The 20,746-nt window shown below is 65.0% G+C and carries 12 protein-coding genes; 10 read left to right on the top strand and 2 right to left on the bottom strand.

Annotated features, from left to right (window positions below; all coding sequences use genetic code 11):
- Nucleotides 1-21 precede the first annotated feature (21 nt).
- From NCR38_RS18585 to NCR38_RS18555, 7 genes are all read left to right on the top strand, one after another.
- Nucleotides 22-912 (top strand): alpha/beta fold hydrolase, encoded by an 891-nt coding sequence (locus tag NCR38_RS18585; protein ID WP_250477455.1) that lies wholly within the window; start codon nucleotides 22-24, stop codon nucleotides 910-912.
- 176 nt (nucleotides 913-1,088) lie between these two features.
- On the top strand, nucleotides 1,089-6,911 hold the full coding sequence (gene uvrA / locus NCR38_RS18580; RefSeq protein ID WP_250477454.1) for an excinuclease ABC subunit UvrA: 5,823 nt from the start codon (nucleotides 1,089-1,091) through the stop codon (nucleotides 6,909-6,911).
- Nucleotides 6,901-7,320 carry an ACT domain-containing protein gene (locus NCR38_RS18575; RefSeq protein ID WP_061118056.1) on the top strand — a complete coding sequence of 140 codons (420 nt, stop codon included), beginning with the start codon at nucleotides 6,901-6,903 and terminating at the stop codon, nucleotides 7,318-7,320. Before uvrA ends, NCR38_RS18575 begins: the two co-directional genes overlap by 11 nt.
- Nucleotides 7,321-7,331: 11 nt before the next feature.
- Entirely contained in the window at nucleotides 7,332-8,624 is a 1,293-nt protein-coding gene (locus tag NCR38_RS18570; RefSeq protein WP_061118057.1) for a DUF445 domain-containing protein, read from the top strand.
- Nucleotides 8,625-9,335: 711 nt separating this feature from the next.
- Complete coding sequence (locus NCR38_RS18565) at nucleotides 9,336-9,815, top strand: nuclear transport factor 2 family protein (protein WP_061118058.1); 480 nt, start codon at nucleotides 9,336-9,338, stop codon at nucleotides 9,813-9,815.
- Nucleotides 9,812-11,728 carry an amylo-alpha-1,6-glucosidase gene (locus NCR38_RS18560; RefSeq protein WP_061118059.1) on the top strand — a complete coding sequence of 639 codons (1,917 nt, stop codon included), beginning with the start codon at nucleotides 9,812-9,814 and terminating at the stop codon, nucleotides 11,726-11,728. Before NCR38_RS18565 ends, NCR38_RS18560 begins: the two co-directional genes overlap by 4 nt.
- An 85-nt stretch (nucleotides 11,729-11,813) precedes the next feature.
- The gene (locus NCR38_RS18555; RefSeq protein ID WP_061118060.1) at nucleotides 11,814-14,552 is read left to right on the top strand and encodes an MGH1-like glycoside hydrolase domain-containing protein; all 2,739 of its coding nucleotides are present in this window, start codon (nucleotides 11,814-11,816) and stop codon (nucleotides 14,550-14,552) included.
- A gap of 184 nt (nucleotides 14,553-14,736) precedes the next feature.
- On the opposite strand, the gene NCR38_RS18550 is transcribed toward NCR38_RS18555, so the two are convergent.
- The gene (locus NCR38_RS18550; RefSeq protein WP_061118061.1) at nucleotides 14,737-14,988 is read right to left on the bottom strand and encodes a hypothetical protein; all 252 of its coding nucleotides are present in this window, start codon (nucleotides 14,986-14,988) and stop codon (nucleotides 14,737-14,739) included.
- 31 nt (nucleotides 14,989-15,019) lie between these two features.
- Nucleotides 15,020-17,332 (bottom strand): FdhF/YdeP family oxidoreductase, encoded by a 2,313-nt coding sequence (locus tag NCR38_RS18545; protein ID WP_061118062.1) that lies wholly within the window; start codon nucleotides 17,330-17,332, stop codon nucleotides 15,020-15,022.
- A 158-nt stretch (nucleotides 17,333-17,490) separates the two neighbouring features.
- Between NCR38_RS18545 and NCR38_RS18540 the strand changes: the two genes are divergently transcribed.
- From NCR38_RS18540 to NCR38_RS18530, 3 genes are all read left to right on the top strand, one after another.
- Nucleotides 17,491-18,942: a PLP-dependent aminotransferase family protein gene (locus tag NCR38_RS18540; RefSeq protein WP_061118063.1), complete on the top strand. Its 1,452-nt coding sequence runs from the start codon at nucleotides 17,491-17,493 to the stop codon at nucleotides 18,940-18,942.
- Entirely contained in the window at nucleotides 18,939-19,196 is a 258-nt protein-coding gene (locus NCR38_RS18535; protein ID WP_061118064.1) for a helix-turn-helix domain-containing protein, read from the top strand. Before NCR38_RS18540 ends, NCR38_RS18535 begins: the two co-directional genes overlap by 4 nt.
- A gap of 97 nt (nucleotides 19,197-19,293) precedes the next feature.
- Complete coding sequence (locus NCR38_RS18530) at nucleotides 19,294-20,745, top strand: PLP-dependent aminotransferase family protein (protein WP_061118065.1); 1,452 nt, start codon at nucleotides 19,294-19,296, stop codon at nucleotides 20,743-20,745.
- The last annotated feature ends 1 nt before the right edge of the window (nucleotide 20,746 follow it).

Genomic DNA, 20,746 nt, shown 5'->3' with positions numbered 1-20,746 from the left:
TCCCCTTCGAGGAGTCTCGCCATGCTGGACTTCGAACGCCACGCCCGCACGCCGACGCTCGATATCGCCTACGCCGATTCCGGTCCCGCCGATGGCCCCGTCGTCCTCCTGATTCACGGCTGGCCCGACGCGGCCCGCGCCTGGAACGCGGTCGCCGCACGGCTCAACGAAGGCGGCTATCGCACCATCGTTCCGGAACTGCGCGGCGCGGGCGGCACGCGTTTTCTATCCGCCGACACCGTGCGCGACGGCTCGGGGGTCGCGCTCGCGCAAGATGCCATCGATCTCGCCGATGCGCTCGGCATCGCGCAATTCGATGTCGTCGGCCACGACTGGGGCGCGCGCGCCGCGTACACCCTCTCCGCGCTGTTTCCCGAGCGCGTGCGCCGCATGGCCGCGCTCGCGCTCGCGTATCAGCCGCGCGGCGTCTTCAAACTGCCGGATTTCTCTCAGGCGCGGCGCTTCTGGTACCAATGGTTCATGTCGCTCGATGGCGGCCCGGACGCCGTCGCCGCCGATCCCAAAGGCTTCGCGCGCATCCAGTGGGACACGTGGTCGCCGCCCGGCTGGTTCGACGAAGCAGAATTCGCGGCGACGGCGCGCGCCTTCGAGAACCCGGATTGGGTGCCGATCACGCTGAACGCGTACCGGCGTCGCTGGCGCAGCGACCAGCCGTCCGATCCGGCGCTCGCGAAACTGTATGCGCGGCTCGCGACGATCGAGCGCATCGGCGTACCCGCGCTGATGATCCAAGGCGGCGACGATTCCTGCGATGAACCGGCGAGCTCGGAAGGACAGGACGTGTATTTTCCGGCGGGATACCGGCGCGTGATCGTCGATGGCGCGGGGCATTTTCCGCTGCGTGAAGCGTCGGACGCCGTTGCGGATGCCGTCATCGCGCATCTGACGTGACGGCGGATCAGGCGAGCGTCTTGCGCACGGATGCGGACACTCGTAGCACGTTTGGCGACAACTACTGTATGCGTGTACAGTACTGTTCGCTATGGCGGGCGCGCACATCCGAACACTCGTGCGACCTCGCCCACGGCTTTCAGCGAGCCGCCTAACCTATTGAACCGGTTGAAAAATTGGCATCGAACAACGCAATCCGCATTCGCGGCGCACGTCAGCATAACCTCAAGAATCTCGATCTCGACCTGCACACCGGCCAGATGACGGTCGTGACCGGGCCTTCCGGCTCGGGCAAGTCGAGCCTCGTATTCGATACGCTCTACGCGGAAGGCCAGCGCCGCTACGTCGAGACTTTCAGCGCGTACGCGCGCCAGTTTCTCGACCGGATGGACCGTCCGCAGGTCGATCGCGTGGACGGCGTGCCGCCCGCGATCGCCATCGACCAGACGAATCCGGTGCGCAGTTCGCGCTCGACCGTCGGCACGATGACCGAGCTCAACGATCACCTGAAGCTGTTCTACGCTCGGGCCGCCGAACTGTTCGACAGGAAGACGTCGCAGCGCGTGCGCCACGACACGCCCGAAACGATCTACGCCGAGCTGCTCGAACGCACGCGCGCCGACGATCCGCGTCTCGCGATCACGTTTCCGGTCGAATTGCCGGATACCGCGAGCGATGAAGAAGTCGAGCAATGGCTGTCCGCGAGCGGCTACACGCGCGTGCAGGCGAAGCGCCACGTACAGACGGAATCCGGCGCACGGCAGATGCTCGATGTCGTCGCGGATCGCTTTCGCCTGCAGAACACGGAGCGCTCGCGTGCGCTCGAGGCGATCGAAAGCGCGTTGCTGCGCGGCACCGGCCGCGTCGACATTTACGTGCTGAAGGACGAAGGCGAGCCGGAAATCTGGCGCTTCTCCACCGGCTTGCACAGCCCGGAAAGCGATCTGCGCTACGCGGACCCGCAGCCCGCGCTGTTCTCGTTCAATTCGGCGTACGGCGCGTGCGAAACGTGCCGCGGCTTTGGCCGCGTGATCGGCGTCGATTACGGGCTCGTCATTCCGGACGACAAGAAGACGCTGCGCGAAGGCGCCGTCAAGACGCTGCAAACGCCCGCGTGGAAAGAGAACCAGGACGATCTCGTGAAGTACGGCGCGAAGGCGGGCATCCGTCTCGGCGTGCCGTGGAAGGATCTCACGCAGGAAGAGCGCGACTGGGTCATCAAGGGTTCGCCCGACTGGACCGGCAAGTGGCAGAACCAGTGGTACGGCGTGCAGCGCTTCTTCGACTATCTGGAGTCGAAGGCGTACAAGATGCACATCCGCGTGCTGCTGTCGAAATATCGCAGCTATACGACGTGCCCGGTGTGCGCCGGCGCGCGCCTGAAAACCGAATCGCTGCTGTGGCGTCTGGGCACGAAGGAACAGGCCGATGCGGTGCTGTCGCCGTCGGATCGCTTCATGCCGGAAGGCGTCGACTGGACGCGCGCGCAACTCGAGGCGCTGCCGGGCCTCACGGTTCACGATCTGATGCTGATGCCGATCGAACGCATCCGCCGCTTCTTCGATTCGCTGACGCTGCCTTCGACGCTGCTCGACGAAGCGCTCAAGCTGCTGCACGCGGAAGTGCGCACGCGCCTCAAATATCTCTGCGATGTCGGGCTCGGCTATCTGACGCTCGATCGCCAGAGCCGCACGCTCTCGGGCGGCGAAGTGCAGCGCATCAACCTGACGACCGCGCTCGGCACGTCGCTCGTGAATACGCTCTTCGTGCTCGATGAGCCGAGCATCGGCCTGCATCCGCGCGATCTGAACCGCATTGTCGAGGCGATGCACCGGCTGCGCGACGCGGGCAATACGCTCGTCGTCGTGGAGCACGATCCGTCGGTGATGCTCGCGGCGGATCGTCTCATCGACATGGGACCGGGACCGGGCGAGCGCGGCGGTCAGATCGTCTACGACGGCGCCCCCGACGACATTCAAACCACCGACACCCTGACGGGCGCGTATCTCGGCGGCCGCAAGCATGTCGCGCATGCGTCGAACTGGAACCGGCGCGCCGTCGATGCGAACACGCCGCATCTCACGCTCGAAGGCGCGAGCGACCACAACCTGCGGGACGTGACGGTCGATATTCCGCTGCAACGTCTCGTCTGCGTGACGGGCGTATCCGGCTCGGGCAAATCGACGCTGATTCAGGACGTGCTCGCGCCCGCGCTGATGCGTCATTTCGGCAAGGCTACGGAAACGCCCGGCGCGTTTCGCGCATTGAAGGGCGCGGAGCATCTGAGCGATGTCGTTTTCGTCGATCAGTCGCCGATCGGGCGCACGGCGCGCTCGAATCCGGCGAGCTACGTCGGCGCGTTCGATGAAATCCGCAAGCTCTATGCGAAGGCGCCGCTCGCGTTGCAACGCGGCTACAGCGCGAGCATGTTCAGCTTCAATTCGGGGGACGGACGCTGCCCGACATGCGGCGGCTCGGGCTTCGAGCACGTCGAGATGCAGTTCCTGAGCGATGTCTATCTGCGTTGCCCGGATTGCGATGGACGGCGTTATCGCGCTGAAATTCTCGAAGTGAAGATCGAGCGCGGCGGCCGTCAATTAAGCGTCGCCGACGTGCTCGAACTGACCGTGAGCGAAGCCGTCGATCTCTTCGCCGGCGACAAGGAAGTGCTGCGCGTGCTGCAGCCGATCGTCGATGTGGGTCTCGAATACGTGAAGCTCGGTCAGCCGGTACCGACGCTGTCGGGCGGCGAGGCGCAGCGACTCAAGCTCGCGGGTTATCTCGCGGAAACGTCGCAAAGCAAAGGCAGCGAACGCCGCCTCTTCATGTTCGACGAGCCGACCACCGGTCTGCATTTCGACGACATCGCCAAGCTGATGCAGGCGCTGCGGCGATTGCTCGAGCGCGGGCATTCGCTGATCGTCATCGAACATAACCTCGATGTGATTCGCGCGGCCGACTGGATCATCGATCTCGGTCCCGAAGGCGGCGATGGCGGCGGTCAGGTCGTGTGCATCGGCACGCCCGACGACGTGGCCGCGTGCGAGCAGTCGCATACGGGCCGCGCCTTGCTCGATTACGAAGACGCGATGGCGCCCGGCGCGGCGCAAAAGCGCGCGGGCGTGCCGCTGCAACTCGCGGCGGAAGTCGCGAGCGCGCGCCGCGCGTTGCAGGGCGAGGACGTCGTGCGCATCGTCAACGCGCGCGAGCACAACCTGAAGTCGCTCGACGTCGATATCCCGCACAACAAGTTCAACGTCGTGACGGGCGTGTCCGGCTCGGGCAAGTCGACGCTCGCGTTCGACATCCTCTTTCACGAAGGCCAGCGACGTTATCTCGAATCGCTCAATGCGTATGCGCGTTCCATCGTGCAGCCCGCGGGACGTCCCGAAGTCGATGCCGTGTACGGCATTCCGCCGACCGTCGCAATCGAACAGCGTCTGTCGCGCGGCGGGCGCAAGTCGACCGTCGCGACGACGTCGGAAGTCTGGCACTTCCTGCGTCTTTTGTACGTGAAGCTCGGCATCCAGCATTGCATCCACGACGGCACGCCGGTGCAGTCGCAAAGCTCGGAATCGATCGCCGCGCAGATCATGCGCGATTTCAAGGGACAACATGTCGGCCTGCTCGCGCCGCTCGTCGTGAACCGCAAGGGTGTGTACACCGATCTCGCGAAATGGGCGAAGGCGCGCGGCAACACGCATCTGCGCGTGGACGGCGAATTTCTGCCGGTGAGCCCGTGGCCCAAGCTCGACCGGTTCCGCGAGCATACGATCGAATTGCCGGTCGCGGATCTCGTCGTCTCGGCGGATAACGAAGCCGATCTGCGCCGTCTGCTCGACGAAACGCTGGAGATCGGCAAGGGCGTGATGCACCTGTGCGCGCCGCTCGACGATCTGCATGGCTCGTGGCAGGACGGCGCGCGTCGGGGCAAGGAAGAAACCCGCGTGTTTTCGACGAAGCGCGCATGTCCTGTCTGCGGCACGAGCTATCCCGAGCTCGATCCGCGCATGTTCTCGTACAACAGCAAGCACGGCTGGTGCAATACCTGCGTCGGCACGGGCGTGAAGCTCACGCGCGAGCAGCGCGCCGCGTTCGATGACACATTGTTCGCGCAGGACGATCGCGGGCGCGAGCAGAGCATCGGCTCGGTGGAGCAGGAACCGGACGATATCGTCGATCAGCCGTGTCCGGACTGCGAAGGCACGCGTCTGAACGAGGTCGCCCGTGCCGTGACCTTCGGCAACTACCCGATCACGGAAGTCGGGCGCTGGACCGTGAGCGATACGCGTGAGTGGATCTCCACGCTCAGGCTGAAGGGCCGCGATGCGGATATCGCGCGCGACGTGATCAGCGAAATCGAAGGCCGTCTGCAGTTTCTCGAAGAAGTCGGGCTCGGCTATCTGAGCCTCGACCGCGCCGCGCCGACGCTTTCCGGCGGCGAAGCGCAACGCATTCGTCTCGCCGCGCAACTCGGCAGCAATCTGCAAGGCGTGTGCTACGTGCTCGATGAACCGACCATCGGTTTGCATCCGCGCGACAACCTCATCCTGCTTGCAGCGCTGAAGAAGCTGAACGACAAGGGCAATACGCTCGTCGTCGTCGAGCATGACGAGGACACGATTCGCCGCGCGGATCACATCATCGATATCGGGCCGGGCGCGGGCAAGCGCGGCGGCACGGTGGTCGCGCAGGGCAACGTGACGGACCTCGCGGCGCACAAGGCGTCGCTGACGGGGCAGTTCCTCGCGAACCCGATCGTGCATCCGTTGCAGCCGCGCCGCGAAGTGCGTGCCGGGACCGCGAAACGTCCGGCGACGCCCGGGCAATGGCTCACGGTCGAAGGCGCGACGCTGCACAACCTGCGCAACGTGACGGCGAGCGTGCCATTGAATCGCCTCGTCGCGATCACGGGCGTGTCCGGCTCGGGCAAGTCGACCCTGGCGCGCGACGTGCTGATGACCAACCTGCTCGATGCCGTCGGCCGCTCGGTGCTGTCGTCGCCCGCGGTGCGGCGCGCGCGCAAGGCGGCGCAGGCCTCGGACACCGGCAAGCCCGCCGCGAGATCGCGCGCCAGCGTGCTCGCGCGCGAAGCGCCGCGCCCGACGTTCGACGTCACGCACGCGTGGCAGGGCTGCAGCGGCCTGACCGGTTTCGAGACCATCGACCGCGTGCTCGAAGTCGATCAGACGCCGATCGGCAAGACGCCGCGCTCGTGTCCGGCGACGTACATCGGCATGTGGGACACCATCCGCAAGCTGTTCGCCGATACGCTCGAAGCCCGCGCGCGCGGCTATACGCCGTCGCGCTTTTCGTTCAACACGGGCGAAGGACGTTGCCCGGCGTGCGAAGGCCAGGGCGTGCGCACCATCGCGATGAGCTTTTTGCCCGACGTGAAAGTACCGTGCGACGTATGCCATGGACAGCGCTTCAATCCGGAGACGCTCGCGGTGACGTGGCGCGGCAAGAACATCGGCGAAGTACTGACGATGGAGATCGACGAGGCCGTCGAATTTTTTGCTTCGATGCAGAGCATCGCGCATCCGTTGCAGTTGCTGTGCGATGTCGGTCTCGGCTATCTGACCCTCGGCCAGCCTTCGCCGACGCTGTCGGGCGGCGAGGCGCAGCGCATCAAGCTCGTGACCGAGTTGTCCAAAGTGCGCGACGACATCACGCGGCGCGGCCAGAAGCCGCCGCATACGCTCTACGTGCTGGATGAACCGACCGTCGGCCTTCACATGGCGGATGTCGCGAAGCTGATCCGCGTGCTGCATCGGCTGGTGGACGGCGGGCATAGCGTGATCGTCATCGAACACGATCTCGACGTGATCGCCGAAGCCGACTGGGTGCTCGATCTCGGACCGGAAGGCGGCGTGAACGGCGGCACGATCGTCGCGGCGACGGACCCGGACACGCTCGCGACGCATCCGCGCAGCCATACGGGCGCGGCGCTGCGGCCGGTTCTGGGACGCTCGCGGGAGGCCGAGAATGCTGCGTGATCTCGATACGCTGATTGCGTCGATGCAGCCCGAGTTGCAGTCGGGCGTCTACGTGTTCGCTTCGCTGCCGCACGATGCGCTGACGAGCGGCGCGGGCATCGTCGCGACGTTTCGCGAGCGCGAAGGACTGACGGTCGTGATGGAGGAAAGCGCGGCGCAGGCGGCAGGCATCGCGCCGCTGTTTCGCGCGGCGTGGATCACCCTGACCGTCCATTCGGACCTGAACGCGGTCGGTCTGACGGCGGCGTTCGCGCGTGCGCTCGGCGAGGCGGGCATCAGTTGCAATGTGATCGCGGCGGCCTGGCACGATCACATCTTCGTGCCGGTGGACGATGCGGCGCGCGCCATGGATGCGTTATCCGCGCTGCAACGCACTGCTGGTAAGCTTTCGGCCTCTCCAAAACCATGATCACAACATAGATGGAAACGCAGGAAAAAGCGCAGGACAAAGCCGTTGCGCTCAGAAGAATGAAATGGTTCGCCGCTGCGTTGCTCGTCGCGGCGGGTTGCCTTTTTGCGCTCGCGAAGAGCCAGCACGACGCGGGTGTGTGGGCATGGGTATCGTCGTTCGCGGAAGCCGCGATGGTCGGCGCGCTCGCGGACTGGTTCGCGGTCGTCGCGCTGTTTCGCCATCCGCTCGGCGTGCCGATTCCGCACACGGCGATCCTGCCGGCGAACAAGGCGCGCGTCGCGGACAATCTCGCCGTGTTCGTGCGCGACCGGTTTCTCGGCACCGATGCGCTCGTCGCGCGCGTGAATGCGTTCGATCCGGCGAGCCGCCTGTCGATGTGGCTCGCGGAACCGAAGAACTCGGAGCTGCTCGGCCGGAAGGCGGTGACGGCGGTCGGCCAGTTGCTGTCTTTCGTCGACGATGAACGCGTCAAGACCATGCTCTACGACACGCTGCGCCGCCGCGCGGACGCATTCGATCTCGCGAGCGCGGCGGGCAGCGTGCTGTCGACGCTGACGTCCGACCGTCGTCATCAGTTGCTGCTCGATGAAGGCCTGAAGCAGATGGCTGCATGGCTCGACAAGCCCGAGGTTCAGGAGATGCTGGCGACGCGCATCGTCGCGGTGGCGGGCGAGGAGTATCCGAAGCTCATCGGCATGCTGGGTTTCGTCGGGCTGAACGCCGAGGATCTCGGCAACAAGTTCGCGGCTGGTCTGGTGCGCGGTGCGAATCAATGGCTGCACGACGTGAGCAGCGATCCGGAGCACGAGCGCCGCAAGGCCTTCGATGCGGCCGTGGAGCGATTCGTCGGGCGGCTGAAGACGGATGCTTCGTTCAAGGCGCGCATCGACGAACACAAGCGCGAATGGCTCGAGCGGCCCGAATTGCGCGGCTATGTGAACGGGCTGTGGGACGAGTTCATCGCATGGCTCGATGCGGACATCAGGCGGCCGGATTCATCGCTGCACGCGAAGGTCGTGGCGATGGCGGGCGGTTTTGCCGAAGCGCTCGGGAGCGATCCGGCGTTGCGCGATTCGATCAACGAGCATATGCGCGATGCGTTGAAGGCGCTTGCGCCGGAGTTGCGTGACGGGATCGCGAAGCATATCGCCGCAACCGTCAAGCAATGGGACGATGCGACGCTCGTCAGGGACGTCGAGCTCAATATCGGGCGGGATTTGCAGTTCATTCGCGTGAATGGGACGTTGGTGGGTGGGGCGGTTGGAGTGCTTATTCATGCTGTGATGGTTTGGGTGGGGTGAGGTTTTTTCTCTCGCCGGATCCCGTGTTCGTGTCGGTTTATTAGCACTGCCCCTGTGCGGGGCGGCAGTCACTTTCTTTGCTGCTGCAAAGAAAGTGACCAAAGAAAGCAGCTCGTTAAGCCCGCGGTCACACGCAGTTTGGCCACGCGTGCCATGTGATCGTGGGCTGCCTAAGTGTCGCCCTCACAAGACTAATCGGCTTGGCTCGCGCACGGTCTGTCGCCTCGCGCCGCATAGCGAATTGGTTCAGCACCAAAAGGCTCCGGCCCGCTTCGCGGCCGACGGGTCCATCGGGGCGGCGCACGGAGATTGAAACGTTTCTCGCGGTGGTAGAGGATCGCGAAGACGATTAGCCGCCTATCTCACTGCATTTGCCGCACGTCTGTTTCCCTCGCATGCCGGGCGGCAGCGCGTAGCGCTGTGCCGGATGTATGATTGCTGAGCCCACGTGGCAAAGTACTAGCTCGACAGACCGGGCGCGGTTCAAGCCCGGTTGGGCCTCTGAGGGCACTCGCTACCCAGCCCGCGATGGGCTGGCAAGCATGGCCGCTGCGTGTGGCCGCGCGCGTATCAAGCTGCTTTCTCCGGTTACTTTCTTTGCTGATCAAAGAAAGTAACTGCCGCCCCGCACAGGGGCAGTGCCGATAGACCGACACGAATCAGAATTCCACGACGCCAGGCACAAGAGGCCCGACAAGCAAAAAAAAGCACATGCCCAACGCCAACACCGACCTGATCGAACGCTTCTACAAAGCGTTCCAGAACCGCGACGCCGAATCGATGTCCGCCTGCTACGCCCCCGACATCCAGTTCCAGGATCCGGCCTTCGGCGTGCTTCGCGGCAAGGAAGCCGCCGACATGTGGCGCATGCTCCTCGGCCGCGCCGCCGATTTCACGCTCACCTACGACAACATCGCTTCGGTCGGCCAGACGGCAAGCGCGAAAGCCGTCGCGCGTTATACCTATTCGGCGACCGGTCGCCGCGTCGTCAACGAAATCGAGTCGCGCTTCGCGATCCGCGACGGCTTCATCGTCGAGCATACGGACGTCTTCGATCTCTGGCGCTGGAGCCGTCAGGCGCTCGGCGTGAGCGGCTGGCTGTTCGGCTGGACGCCGCCGATGCAGCGCGCGATCCAGCGCAAGGCGCGCAAGGCACTCAGGGACTATCGCCTGAAGGGGTCGACGGCATGACCCGAATCGATCGCCCCGACCAAAGCAATCTCGAAGACGAATGGCTCGAAGCCGATGCATACGGCGGCTTCGCCTCGGGCACCGTCGGCACCATGCGCACGCGGCGCTATCAGGCGCTGCTGCTCACCGCGACGCAGCCGCCCGCGGGACGCGTCGTGCTCGTCAACGGCATCGAAGCATGGCTCGACCTGGACGGCAGGCGCTTCCCTCTGACGATGCAGCGCTACGCACCCGATGTGCTCTACCCGGACGCATCCGCGAGCCTGCTGTCCTTCGACACCCAACCGTGGCCCACCTGGCGATATCGCATCGACGCGGACTCGGTCGTCGTGGCGGAAGTGTTCGTCGCGAAGGAGAGCCGCGAAACCGTGCTGCGCTGGCGTCTCGAGGGGGCATCGAGCGCGGCGAAGCTCGAAGTGCGTCCGCTTCTTTCCGGCCGCGATTATCACGCGCTGCATCACGAGAATCCGAATTTTTCATTCGATGCAACGCTCGAAGGCGAGCGCGTGCAATGGTTGCCGTACGGCGATCTGCCCACGATCTGCGCGACATCCAACGGCGCGTATAAGCACGCGCCCGACTGGTATCGCGATTTCTGCTATGCGCGCGAACGCGAGCGCGGGCTCGATTTCACCGAAGACCTCGCGACGCCCGGCGTGTTCACTTTCGACTTCACGCGCGGCGACGCCGTGATGATCCTGCACGCGCACGCGGGCCGCGAGAAGCCGTTCGAAGACAGCGCGATCGCGCATGCATCGCGTCTGGCGTCGCGGGAAGCGCAGCGCCGCGCGGCGTCCGGCTCGCGGCTCGCGCGCTCCGCGGACGCGTATGTCGTGAATCGCAACGTCGGGCGCACGATCATCGCGGGCTTTCCGTGGTTCACCGACTGGGGCCGCGATACCTTCATCTCGATGCGCGGCCTCCTGCTCGCGTGCGGCCGTCACCAGGAAGCGGAATCGATCCTGCTCGAATGGGCCGACACGATCTCCGAAGGCATGGTGCCGAACCGCTTTCCGGACAGCGGCGGTCTGCCGGAGTACAACGCCGTCGATGCATCGCTGTGGTTCATCGTCGCCGTGCACGACTTTCTCGCGACTGGTTTCGCCCACGCCGCCACGACGAGCCGCCTGCAGCGCGCCGCCGACGCAATCCTGCAGGGCTATTCGTCCGGCACGCGCTTCAACATCGCCGCCGATACGGACGGCCTGCTGCGCGCGGGCACGCCCGGCGTGCAACTCACGTGGATGGACGCGAAGGCGGGCGACTGGGTCGTGACGCCGCGCATCGGCAAGCCGGTCGAGGTGCAGGCGCTATGGATCAACGCGCTTCGGATCGCAAGCGCGTGGAATCCGCGCTGGCAGGCGTTGCGCGATCAGGCGCTGTCGTCGTTCGCCGCACGTTTCGTCGATCCGGACACACACACGCTCTTCGATGTCGTCGACGCCGATCACGAGCCCGGCAAGCTCGATCGCTCGATTCGCCCGAATCAGATCTTCGCGGTCGGCGGGCTGCCGTTTCAACTCGTCGATGGCGATATCGCACGCGCCGTCGTCGCGCAGGCCGAAACTGAGCTTCTCACGCCGCTCGGCCTGCGCACGCTCGCGCCGTCCGACCCCGCATACAAGCCGCACTATGCGGGCGATGTGCTGGGGCGCGACGGTGCGTATCACCAGGGCACCGTGTGGCCGTGGCTGATCGGTCCGTTCGTGGACGCGTGGGTGCGCGTGCACGGCGCGGCGGGCGCGCGCGAGCGCTTTCTGTCGCCGCTCTACGCGCATCTGGACCGCTTTGGCCTCGATCACATCAGCGAGGTCGCCGACGGCGACGCGCCTCACGCGCCCGGCGGCACGCCTTTCCAGGCGTGGTCGCTCGCGGAGCTTCTGCGCATCGAAAAACTGCTCGGCGCGCAGTAGGCGCGCCGCGCGCGGGCCGCCGCCAAAACGCGCTAAATTACGAGTCTTGCCCGCGGCTTCGCACGCCGCCAACGAGGAGAGGCCCATGCCGAAATCGCGCCCCGTCAATCAGATCGATACCGTCGAGGGTTCGAGGCTCCATTCGCAGGAATGCCCGCGCTGGCAGCGCTGGGGGCCGTATCTGAGCGAGCGCCAGTGGGGCACGGTGCGCGAGGACTACAGCGAGTTCGGCACCGCGTGGGAATACTTTCCGCACGATCATGCGCGCAGCCGCACGTATCGCTGGGGCGAGGACGGTCTCGCCGGCTTCGGCGACGACAAGCTCAACTGGTGTATTTCGCTCGCGCTCTGGAACGGCTGCGATCCGATCATCAAGGAGCGGCTCTTCGGTCTGACGAACCAGGAGGGCAATCACGGCGAGGACGTGAAGGAGCTGTACTTCTACATCGACGGCACGCCGACGCATTCCTACATGCGCATGCTCTACAAGTATCCGCATGCGGCGTTTCCATACGCCGATCTCGTCGATGAAAACGCGCGGCGCGGCGCCGACATGCCCGAGTACGAAGTGCTCGACACCGGCGTATTCGACGACGGGCGTTACTTCGACGTGCAGGTCGAATACGCCAAACACACGACCGACGACATCCTGATGCGCGTGACGATCGAGAATCGCGGCGACGTCTCCGCTGCGCTCGACGTGCTGCCGCAGATCTGGGCGCGCAATACGTGGTCGTGGAAGCCGACGCCGGTCAGGCCGTCGCTGAAAGTGGAAACGGTGCCGGGCGAGGGCACGTACGTGCTCGCGCAACAGGGCAATCACGAGCCGATGGTCGTCACCGCATGGTCGCCGGATGCCGCGGACATCGAATGGCTCTTCTGCGAAAACGAGACCAACGTCAGGCGTCTTTTTCACATGGCAGGCGAGGGGCCGTTCAAGGACGGCTTCAACGATTACATCGTGCAAGGCGACGAAGGCGCGATTCGCCGCGACACCGGCACGCGCGCCGCCGCGCATGCTCATCTCGAACTGGAGCCGCACGGCACCGCCGTGGTGTATATGCGCTGGCGCCCCGAGTCGGCTCCGGACGCCGTGCCGCTCGACGTCGAAGGACTCTTCGCGCGCCGCCTCGCGGAAGCGGACGAATTCTACGGCGCGCTGCAACACGATATCGCCGATGCCGATCAGCGGCTCGTGCAGCGCCAGGCGCTCGCGGGCATGCTGTGGTCGAAGCAGTACTATCAATTCGACGTGACGCGCTGGCTCGACGGCGATCCGCTCCAGCCGAAGCCGCCGAAGCAGCGCCGCTCGGGACGCAATGCGGACTGGCGGCATCTGTGCAACGCGGACATCGTGTCGATGCCGGACAAATGGGAATACCCCTGGTACGCGTCGTGGGACCTTGCGTTTCATGCCGCCGCGTTCGCGCTGATCGATCCGGAGTTCGCGAAACGCCAGTTGCTCCTGCTCGTGAAGGACCGCTATCAGCATCCGAACGGCCAGTTGCCCGCCTACGAATGGGCTTTCAGCGACGCGAACCCGCCCGTGCATGCCTGGGCGACGTGGCGCGTCTACGAGATCGACCGCGCGATCACCGGCCGTGGCGACCGCGATTTTCTGGAACTCGTGTTCCACAAGCTGCTGCTGAACTTCTCGTGGTGGGTCAACCGCAAGGACGCCGAGGGCAAGAACGTCTTTCAAGGCGGCTTTCTCGGGCTGGACAACGTGGGCATCTTCGATCGCTCGTCGCCGCTGCCGACGGGCGGCCACATCGATCAGGCCGACGGCACCGCTTGGATGGCCGCGTATGCGCTCGACCTCATGCGCATCGCGCTGGAACTCGCGTATGCAAACAAGGTGTTCGTCGATATCGCGGTGAAGTTCTTCGAGCACTTCCTGTATATCGCGGAGGCGGTGAGCTGCGAGGACAACTGCGATACCGGTCTCTGGGACAGCGAAGACGAGTTCTTCTACGACAAGCTGCGTCTGCCGGACGGGTCCGCCGTGCCGATGCGCATCCGCTCGATCGTCGGGCTGATTCCGCTCTTCGCCGTGCACGTGCTGGAGCCGAAGGTGTATCGCTCGCTGCCCGAGTTGCGCGAGCGGCTGCACTGGTTCCTCGAACATCGCACCGACCTCGCGCGGCTCGTGTCGCGCTGGAACGTCGCCGGGCAGGGCAACAGTGTGCTGCTCTCGCTGTTGCGCGGGCATCGCATGAAGGCGTTGCTCCGACGTATGCTCGACGAAACCGAGTTTCTCTCCGATCACGGTGTGCGCGCGCTGTCGCGCGTGCATCTCGACAACCCGTTCGTCTTCTATCACAACAGCGAGAGCTTCAGCATCCGCTATCTGCCGGCGGAATCGGACTCGCGGGTGTTCGGCGGCAATTCGAACTGGCGCGGTCCGGTGTGGATGCCGGTGAACTATCTGCTGATCGAATCGATCCACGAGTTCCATCGCTATTACGGCGACGATTTCCGCGTCGAGTATCCGACGGGCTCGGGTCAGAAGTTCTCCCTCGCGCAGATCGCCGATGAACTCGCGCGCCGCGTGACCACGCTCTTTTTGCTCGACAGGAACAGCGAACGTCCCGTGATGGCCGCGTATCCGTTGCTTCAGGCCGATCCGCGCTCACGCGATCTCGTGCTCTTTCACGAATATTTTCACGGTGACAACGGGCGCGGCGTGGGCGCATCGCATCAGACAGGCTGGAGCGGACTGGTCGCGCTGCTGTTGCAGCCGCATGCGACGGGGCCGTCCGGCGTCGTGCCGCTCGCGGGCGAAGCCGATGCCGACATTCAGGAGTTCGCCGGGGCGAAGTAGCGCGCCGCCGCGTTTTCCGCGTTTTCACGAAAGTCAATCACGTGGAACGCTGCAACAGAGGTTCGGAGTAATCTGGTGTTGTAGATCTCTCCGACTGCGTAGATTGGTGCAAACACTAATCGACGACAGTTCGGACATCGGAATGAATCACTCCATCGGCGCGTATTCCTTGAGCGGCTACCAGTTAGGCATGGGAGCCTGCAACAGCTCCCATATCGAACACGAGCATTGTCCGCCGCTCATGCTGGTCATGCTGGTCTTCGCCGCCGCCATGCTGGGCGGCGCATGGTTCAGCCACCAGTTCGAGAGTTTCGCCGCCGGATGGATTGCGTGGGTCGCGATCCTTGCCATGCTGGGCGCATTCGTCGATCGCCGGTTCAGCGGCGCGGCCGCGCTCGAACGTCGCATCCGTCATCGTCAGAAGGCGCGTCTTCACGCGCTCTGCAACATGTCGCCCGCGAGCAGTTTCAGGCAGCAATGGCCCGACTGGCGGACGTCAGCAACACGGGAATGGACTTCGACGTCGGCGTACCGGCGCCATCCGCGACCGATGACAACGGCACGAGCGGGTTGGTCTCCGGATAGTACGCACCGAGGCAACCGCGCGGAATGTCGTATTCCACGAGTGTGAAGCCGTTTACGCGGCGCTCGACGCCGTCGTCCCAGACGCTCGTGATATCCACGAGTTCGCCCGGCTCGAAGCCGAGCATGTCGATGTCGTCGCGGTTGGCAAACAGCACGTGCCGCTGTCCGTACACGCCGCGATACCGGTCGTCGAGGCCGTAGATCGTCGTGTTGTATTGATCGTGGGAGCGCGTCGTCATGAGTGTCATCAGGCGCTCGCCGTACAGCGCACGGGCACGGTGGATCGGCGTGTCGAATGCAATCTCGTGCACGATGAACTGGGCCTTGCCGCTCGGCGTGTTCCAGACGCGGTCCCGCGAGGCCACGCCCAGATGGAAGCCGCCGGGCTGCTTCAGACGTTCGTTGTAACGCTCGAAGCCATCGAGCACTTTCTCGATGCCGTCGCGGATCAACGCATAGTCGGCTGCATGCGCGCGCCAGTCGACCTTCTCCGAGCCGAGCGCCGCATGCGCCATGCGCGCGACGATCGCCACTTCGGAAAGCAGATTCTGCGAGGCCGGCTTGTTCATGCCGTATGAGATGTGCACCATGCTCATCGAATCCTCGACGCTCACGCCTTGCGGCACGCCGTTCTGAAGATCGATTTCCGTCCGGCCGAGCGTCGGCAGAATGAGCGCGTCGCGGCCGTGCACGAGATGGCTGCGGTTGAGCTTCGTCGTGATGTGCACGGTGAGATCGCACGAGCGCATCGCTTCCCAGGTGCGCGGCGTGTCGGGCGTCGCGATGGAGAAATTCCCGCCCAGTCCGATGAACACCTTCACCTTGCCTTCGAGCATCGCGTGAATAGTTTCGACGACGTCGTAGCCGTGCTCGCGCGGCGGTTCGAAATCGTAGGCGGCGCCGAGCCGGTCGAGAAACGCCTGCGTCGGCTTTTCCTCGATGCCCACGGTGCGGTCGCCCTGCACGTTCGAATGGCCGCGCACCGGGCATAGCCCCGCGCCGCGCCGGCCGATGTTCCCGCGCATCATCATGAGGTTCGAGAGCAGTTGAATCGTCGGCACGGAGTTCTTGTGCTGCGTGAGGCCCATGCCCCACGTCGCGATGACGGCGCGGCCTTTCCCGTAGATATCGGCGAGCTTGAGCAGATCGTCCATTTGCACGCCGGATTCTTCGAGGATTGCGTCCCAGCGCTCGGCGCGCAGGTCGTCGGCGAACGCGTCGAAGCCGACCGTGTGCTGCGCGATGAAATCGACATCGAGCACGCGTTCGCCGCCGCTCGCGCGGGCCTCGTCGTCCAGTTCGATCACGCGCTTCGCGACGCCCTTGATGAGCGCGAAGTCGCCGCCGACTTTCGGTCGGATGAACACCGAGCTGATCTTCACGCCCTTCGGCGAGAGCATGTCGAGCGTGTGCTGCGGACTCGCGAAGCGTTCGAGGCCGCGCTCCTTCAGCGGGTTGATCGACACGATGGTCGCGCCGCGTTTCGCGCAGTCGCGCAACTCGCCGAGCATGCGCGGATGATTCGTCGCCGGGTTCTGGCCGAAGAGCAGGAGCGTGTCGGCGTGCTCGAAGTCGTCGAGCGTGACGGTGCCCTTGCCGATGCCCACGGTATGCGGCAAGCCGCGGCTCGTCGCTTCGTGGCACATGTTCGAGCAATCGGGGAAGTTGTTGGTGCCGTACATGCGCACGAACAATTGATACAGAAACGCGGCTTCATTGCTCGCGCGGCCCGACGTGTAGAACGCGGCGCGGTCCGGATCGTCGAGCTTTTTCAGGTGCGAGGCGATCAGTTCGAACGCGTCGTCCCATTCGATCGGCACGTAGCGATCGCGCTTTGCGTCATAGACGAGCGGGTCCGTGAGCCGGCCGTGCTGCTCCAGCTCGTAATCGGATTGCGCCATCAGCGCGGAGACGGTGTGCGCCTCAAAAAAGGCCGGCGTCACGCGCTTGCTCGTCGCTTCGGCTGCGACGGCCTTGACGCCGTTCTCGCAGAATTCGAAGGTCGAGCCGTGCTCGCGGTCCGGCCACGCGCAGCCGGGGCAATCGAAACCGTCGGGCTGATTCTGCTTGAAGAGCGTCCGATAGTTTCCGCCCGCCACCTTCTCCTTGACGAGGTTAATGGCGACCTGCTTCAACGCGCCCCAGCCTGCGGCGGGATGCGTGTACGGTTCAATGCGTGGTTCCGGCTTCTTCATGGCGTTCGTTTTCGATCAGGCAAGCGACGACACCAAGATTACTGTGGCCCGAACCGCGCGCGGCGCACAGAAAATATGAAATACGAGGAGTACAGTTGCGGCGTTTTGACCTAGACTGCACGTCACATCCGAAATAAAACGAAAAGGGAGCGCGCGCGTTGAAGCTCTACGAGAAGCTCGCCGATGAAATCGAGGAAGCCGTTCGCCGCGGCGTATTCACGCCGGGCGAGAAGATCGCGTCCGTACGGCAGGCGAGCCAGCAGCACGGCGTGAGCATCAAGACGGTGCTGCACGCCTACGCCATTCTCGAAAGCCGCGGCATTCTGGAGACGCGCCCGCAGTCAGGCTACTTCGTGCGCGCGAAGCCGCAGGCGGGCGCGGCGCACAGCCAGCCGAAGCGCGTGATCGCAACGGCATCCGAAGTCGATGTCAGCCGGCTCGTGCTCTCGACACTGCGCAGCATCGGCGCCCACGACGCCGTGCCGTTCGGCTCGCCGTATCCCGATCCCGCGCCGTTTCCGTGGCGACGCATCAACCAGTACGCGAACGCGATCGCGCGTCGGCATTCGAGCTGGAATCTCATCGACGATCTGCCGCCGGGCAATCCGGAACTGATCCGCCAGATCGCGCGGCGTTACGCGGAAAATGGCGTGCCGGTCGATCCGGACGAAATCGTCATTACCGTCGGCGCGACGGAGGCGATCAACCTGAGCCTGCAGGCCGTCGCGAAGCCGGGCGACACGGTGGCGGTGGAGTCCCCGACTTATTACGCGATGCTGCACGCGATCGAGCGTCTCGGCATGCGCGCGATTGAAGTGCCCACGCATCCGGCCGATGGCATCGACATCGAAGCACTCTCGCAGATCATCGGGCGCGGCAAGATCGCCGCGTGCATGGTGATGCCCAACTTCCAGAATCCGCTCGGCTTCCAGATGCCCGACGAACGCAAACGTCAACTGGTCGATCTGCTGTCGGCGCACGAGATTCCAGTTATCGAAAACGACGTGTATCACGAGCTGTATTACGGCGATGCACGCCCGTCGACGCTGAAGAATTTCGATACCAAAGGCCTCGTGCTGCATTGCGCATCGTTTTCGAAGAGCCTGACGGCGTCGTACCGCATCGGCTGGGCGATGCCGGGCCGGTATCGGGCGCAGGTCGAAAAGCTCAAGTTCCTCAACACGCTGACGACGCCCTCCGTGCCGCAGGTCGCGATCGCGGATTATTTGCGGCAGGACGGCTACGACCGGCATCTGCGACGCGTGCGCAGGCTGTATCGGCAGCAGTCGCGCATCATGAGCGCGATGGTCGAGCGCTTCTTTCCGCCGGGCACGCGGACGTCCGCGCCGCAGGGCGGCTACGTGCTGTGGGTCGAATTGCCGGAACGCGTCGATTCGATGGTGCTGTATCGCGCGGCGCTCGACTGCGGCATCACGGTCGGGCCGGGTTATATGTTCTCGACGCGCAACGCCTTCAGTCACTTCATCCGGCTCAACTACAGTTATCCGTGGACCGCGCAGAGCGAGGCCGCCTTGCAGCGGCTCGGCGAGCTCGTCGGCGAGATCGGCGCGCGCGCGGGCAGGCATAGGAACATGGGAGAACGCGCATGAGCGATGACATCGATCCGGCGCTCGTCGCCGTGCTGGCGCAGTTGTGGCGTGCGCGCACGGAAACGCCCGGGCGCGCGTGGTCGTTCGCCAAGCTCGCGAAACAGGCGGGCTTGCCGATGAGCACGTTGCGGCGGCAGTTGACGGGGCTCGCGGAAAGCGGCCTCGTCGATATGCAGGTAAGCGAGGAAGGGACGGGAAGCGCCTCGCTGAGCGCGGAGGGCGAGTCTTTGTGTCAGACGGTATTCGGAAGCTAGGCGAACTGTCAAAAGGCGCTACGCTTAAGCACTTCCCGCCCGATGATCCGGGCGTACGGGTGCCAATCAACTGTAGTCATGTCGGTCGCTGCTGCCCTTGGACATTCACATCACCCTGCACGGCCGTCGCGATCTCACCGGCCAGATCTACGGCCAACTGCGCGCGGGCATCGTCGAAGGCCGGCTGGCCGCGAACACGCGGTTGCCGTCCACGCGCGATCTCGCCGTGCAGCTCGGCGTTTCGCGCAAGACCACGCTCGACGTCTTCGAGCGGCTCATCGCCGAAGGTTATCTGCGCACGCGCGCGGGCGACGGCACGTTTGTCGCCGATGGTCTCACGCGCCTGCCCTCCGCGCAGGCCGAACCGGTCTCGGCCCGCGCCCGTGCGACCGGCATCTGGCGCAAGATGCCCGAACGCATGGCGATGCCGATGCCGCCCGCCCACGAAACGCTCGACTGCGATTTCAAGGGCGGCGTGACCGACAAATCGCTCTTTCCCTACGAGGCGTGGCGGCGCTGCCTCTATCAGGCTTTGCGCACGCAGGCGCGCGCGGACGGCGGCGTGGCGGGCTATCGCGACCCGGGCGGTGAACAGGAACTGCGGCTCGGCATCGCGCGTTATCTCGGGTTCAGCCGCGCGGTCGCGTGCAACTGGCAGGACGTGATCGTCACGCAGGGCGCGCAGCAGGCGCTCGATCTGCTCGCGCGCGTCACGATCCAGCCGGGCGATGTCGTCGCGCTCGAGGAACCCGGCTATCCGCCGGCGCGTGCGCTGTTCGCGGCGCTCGGCGCACGGATCGCGCATGTGCCGGTCGATGGCGAGGGCATCGTCGTGAAAAAGCTGCCGCGCAATACCCGGCTCGTCTACGTGACACCGTCGCACCAGTTTCCGCTCGGCATGCCGATGAGTCTCGACCGGCGCGTCGAATTGCTCGAGTGGGCCGCGAAGCGCGGCGCGGTGATCGTCGAGGACGACTACGACGGCGAGTTCCGCTTCGAGGGCAGGCCGGTGGAATCGCTGAAAAGTCTGGATCGGGCGGGACTGGTCGCGTATGTGGGCACGTTTTCGAAGACGCTCTTTCCCGATTTGCGGCTCGGCTACGTCGTGCCGCCCGCGACGCTGTCCGAACCGATCTGGAACGCGAAGCAAACCTGCGACTGGCACAGCTGCATGCTGACGCAAACGGCGCTCGGCGCGTTCATGCTCGACGGCGAATACGCGAAGCACCTGCGCCGCATGCACAAGGCGTACGCACAACGCCGCGCGATCCTGATCGACAGCCTGAGCGACGAGCTTGCGCCCTGGTTCGAGCCGCTGCCGTCGACGGCGGGCATCCATCTCGTCGCGCGGCTTGCCGGATCGCTGCGAGAGGACGATGTGGTCGCGGCGGCGCGCGCGGTGTCGGTCGGGCTGTATGGAATCCGCGCGTTCTACGCGGGCGAGCCGGCGCAACAAGGCGTGCTGCTCGGCTATGGCGGAACGGACGCCGCGGCGATCGAACGCGGCATGAAGCGCCTCGCCGCGCTCATGCCGACGCTCGCCCGCTAGC

It is taken from the genome of Caballeronia sp. INML1 (assembly GCF_023631085.1).
Lineage (GTDB): Bacteria > Pseudomonadota > Gammaproteobacteria > Burkholderiales > Burkholderiaceae > Caballeronia > Caballeronia turbans.
This window is presented reverse-complemented; position numbering and strand designations above follow the sequence as displayed.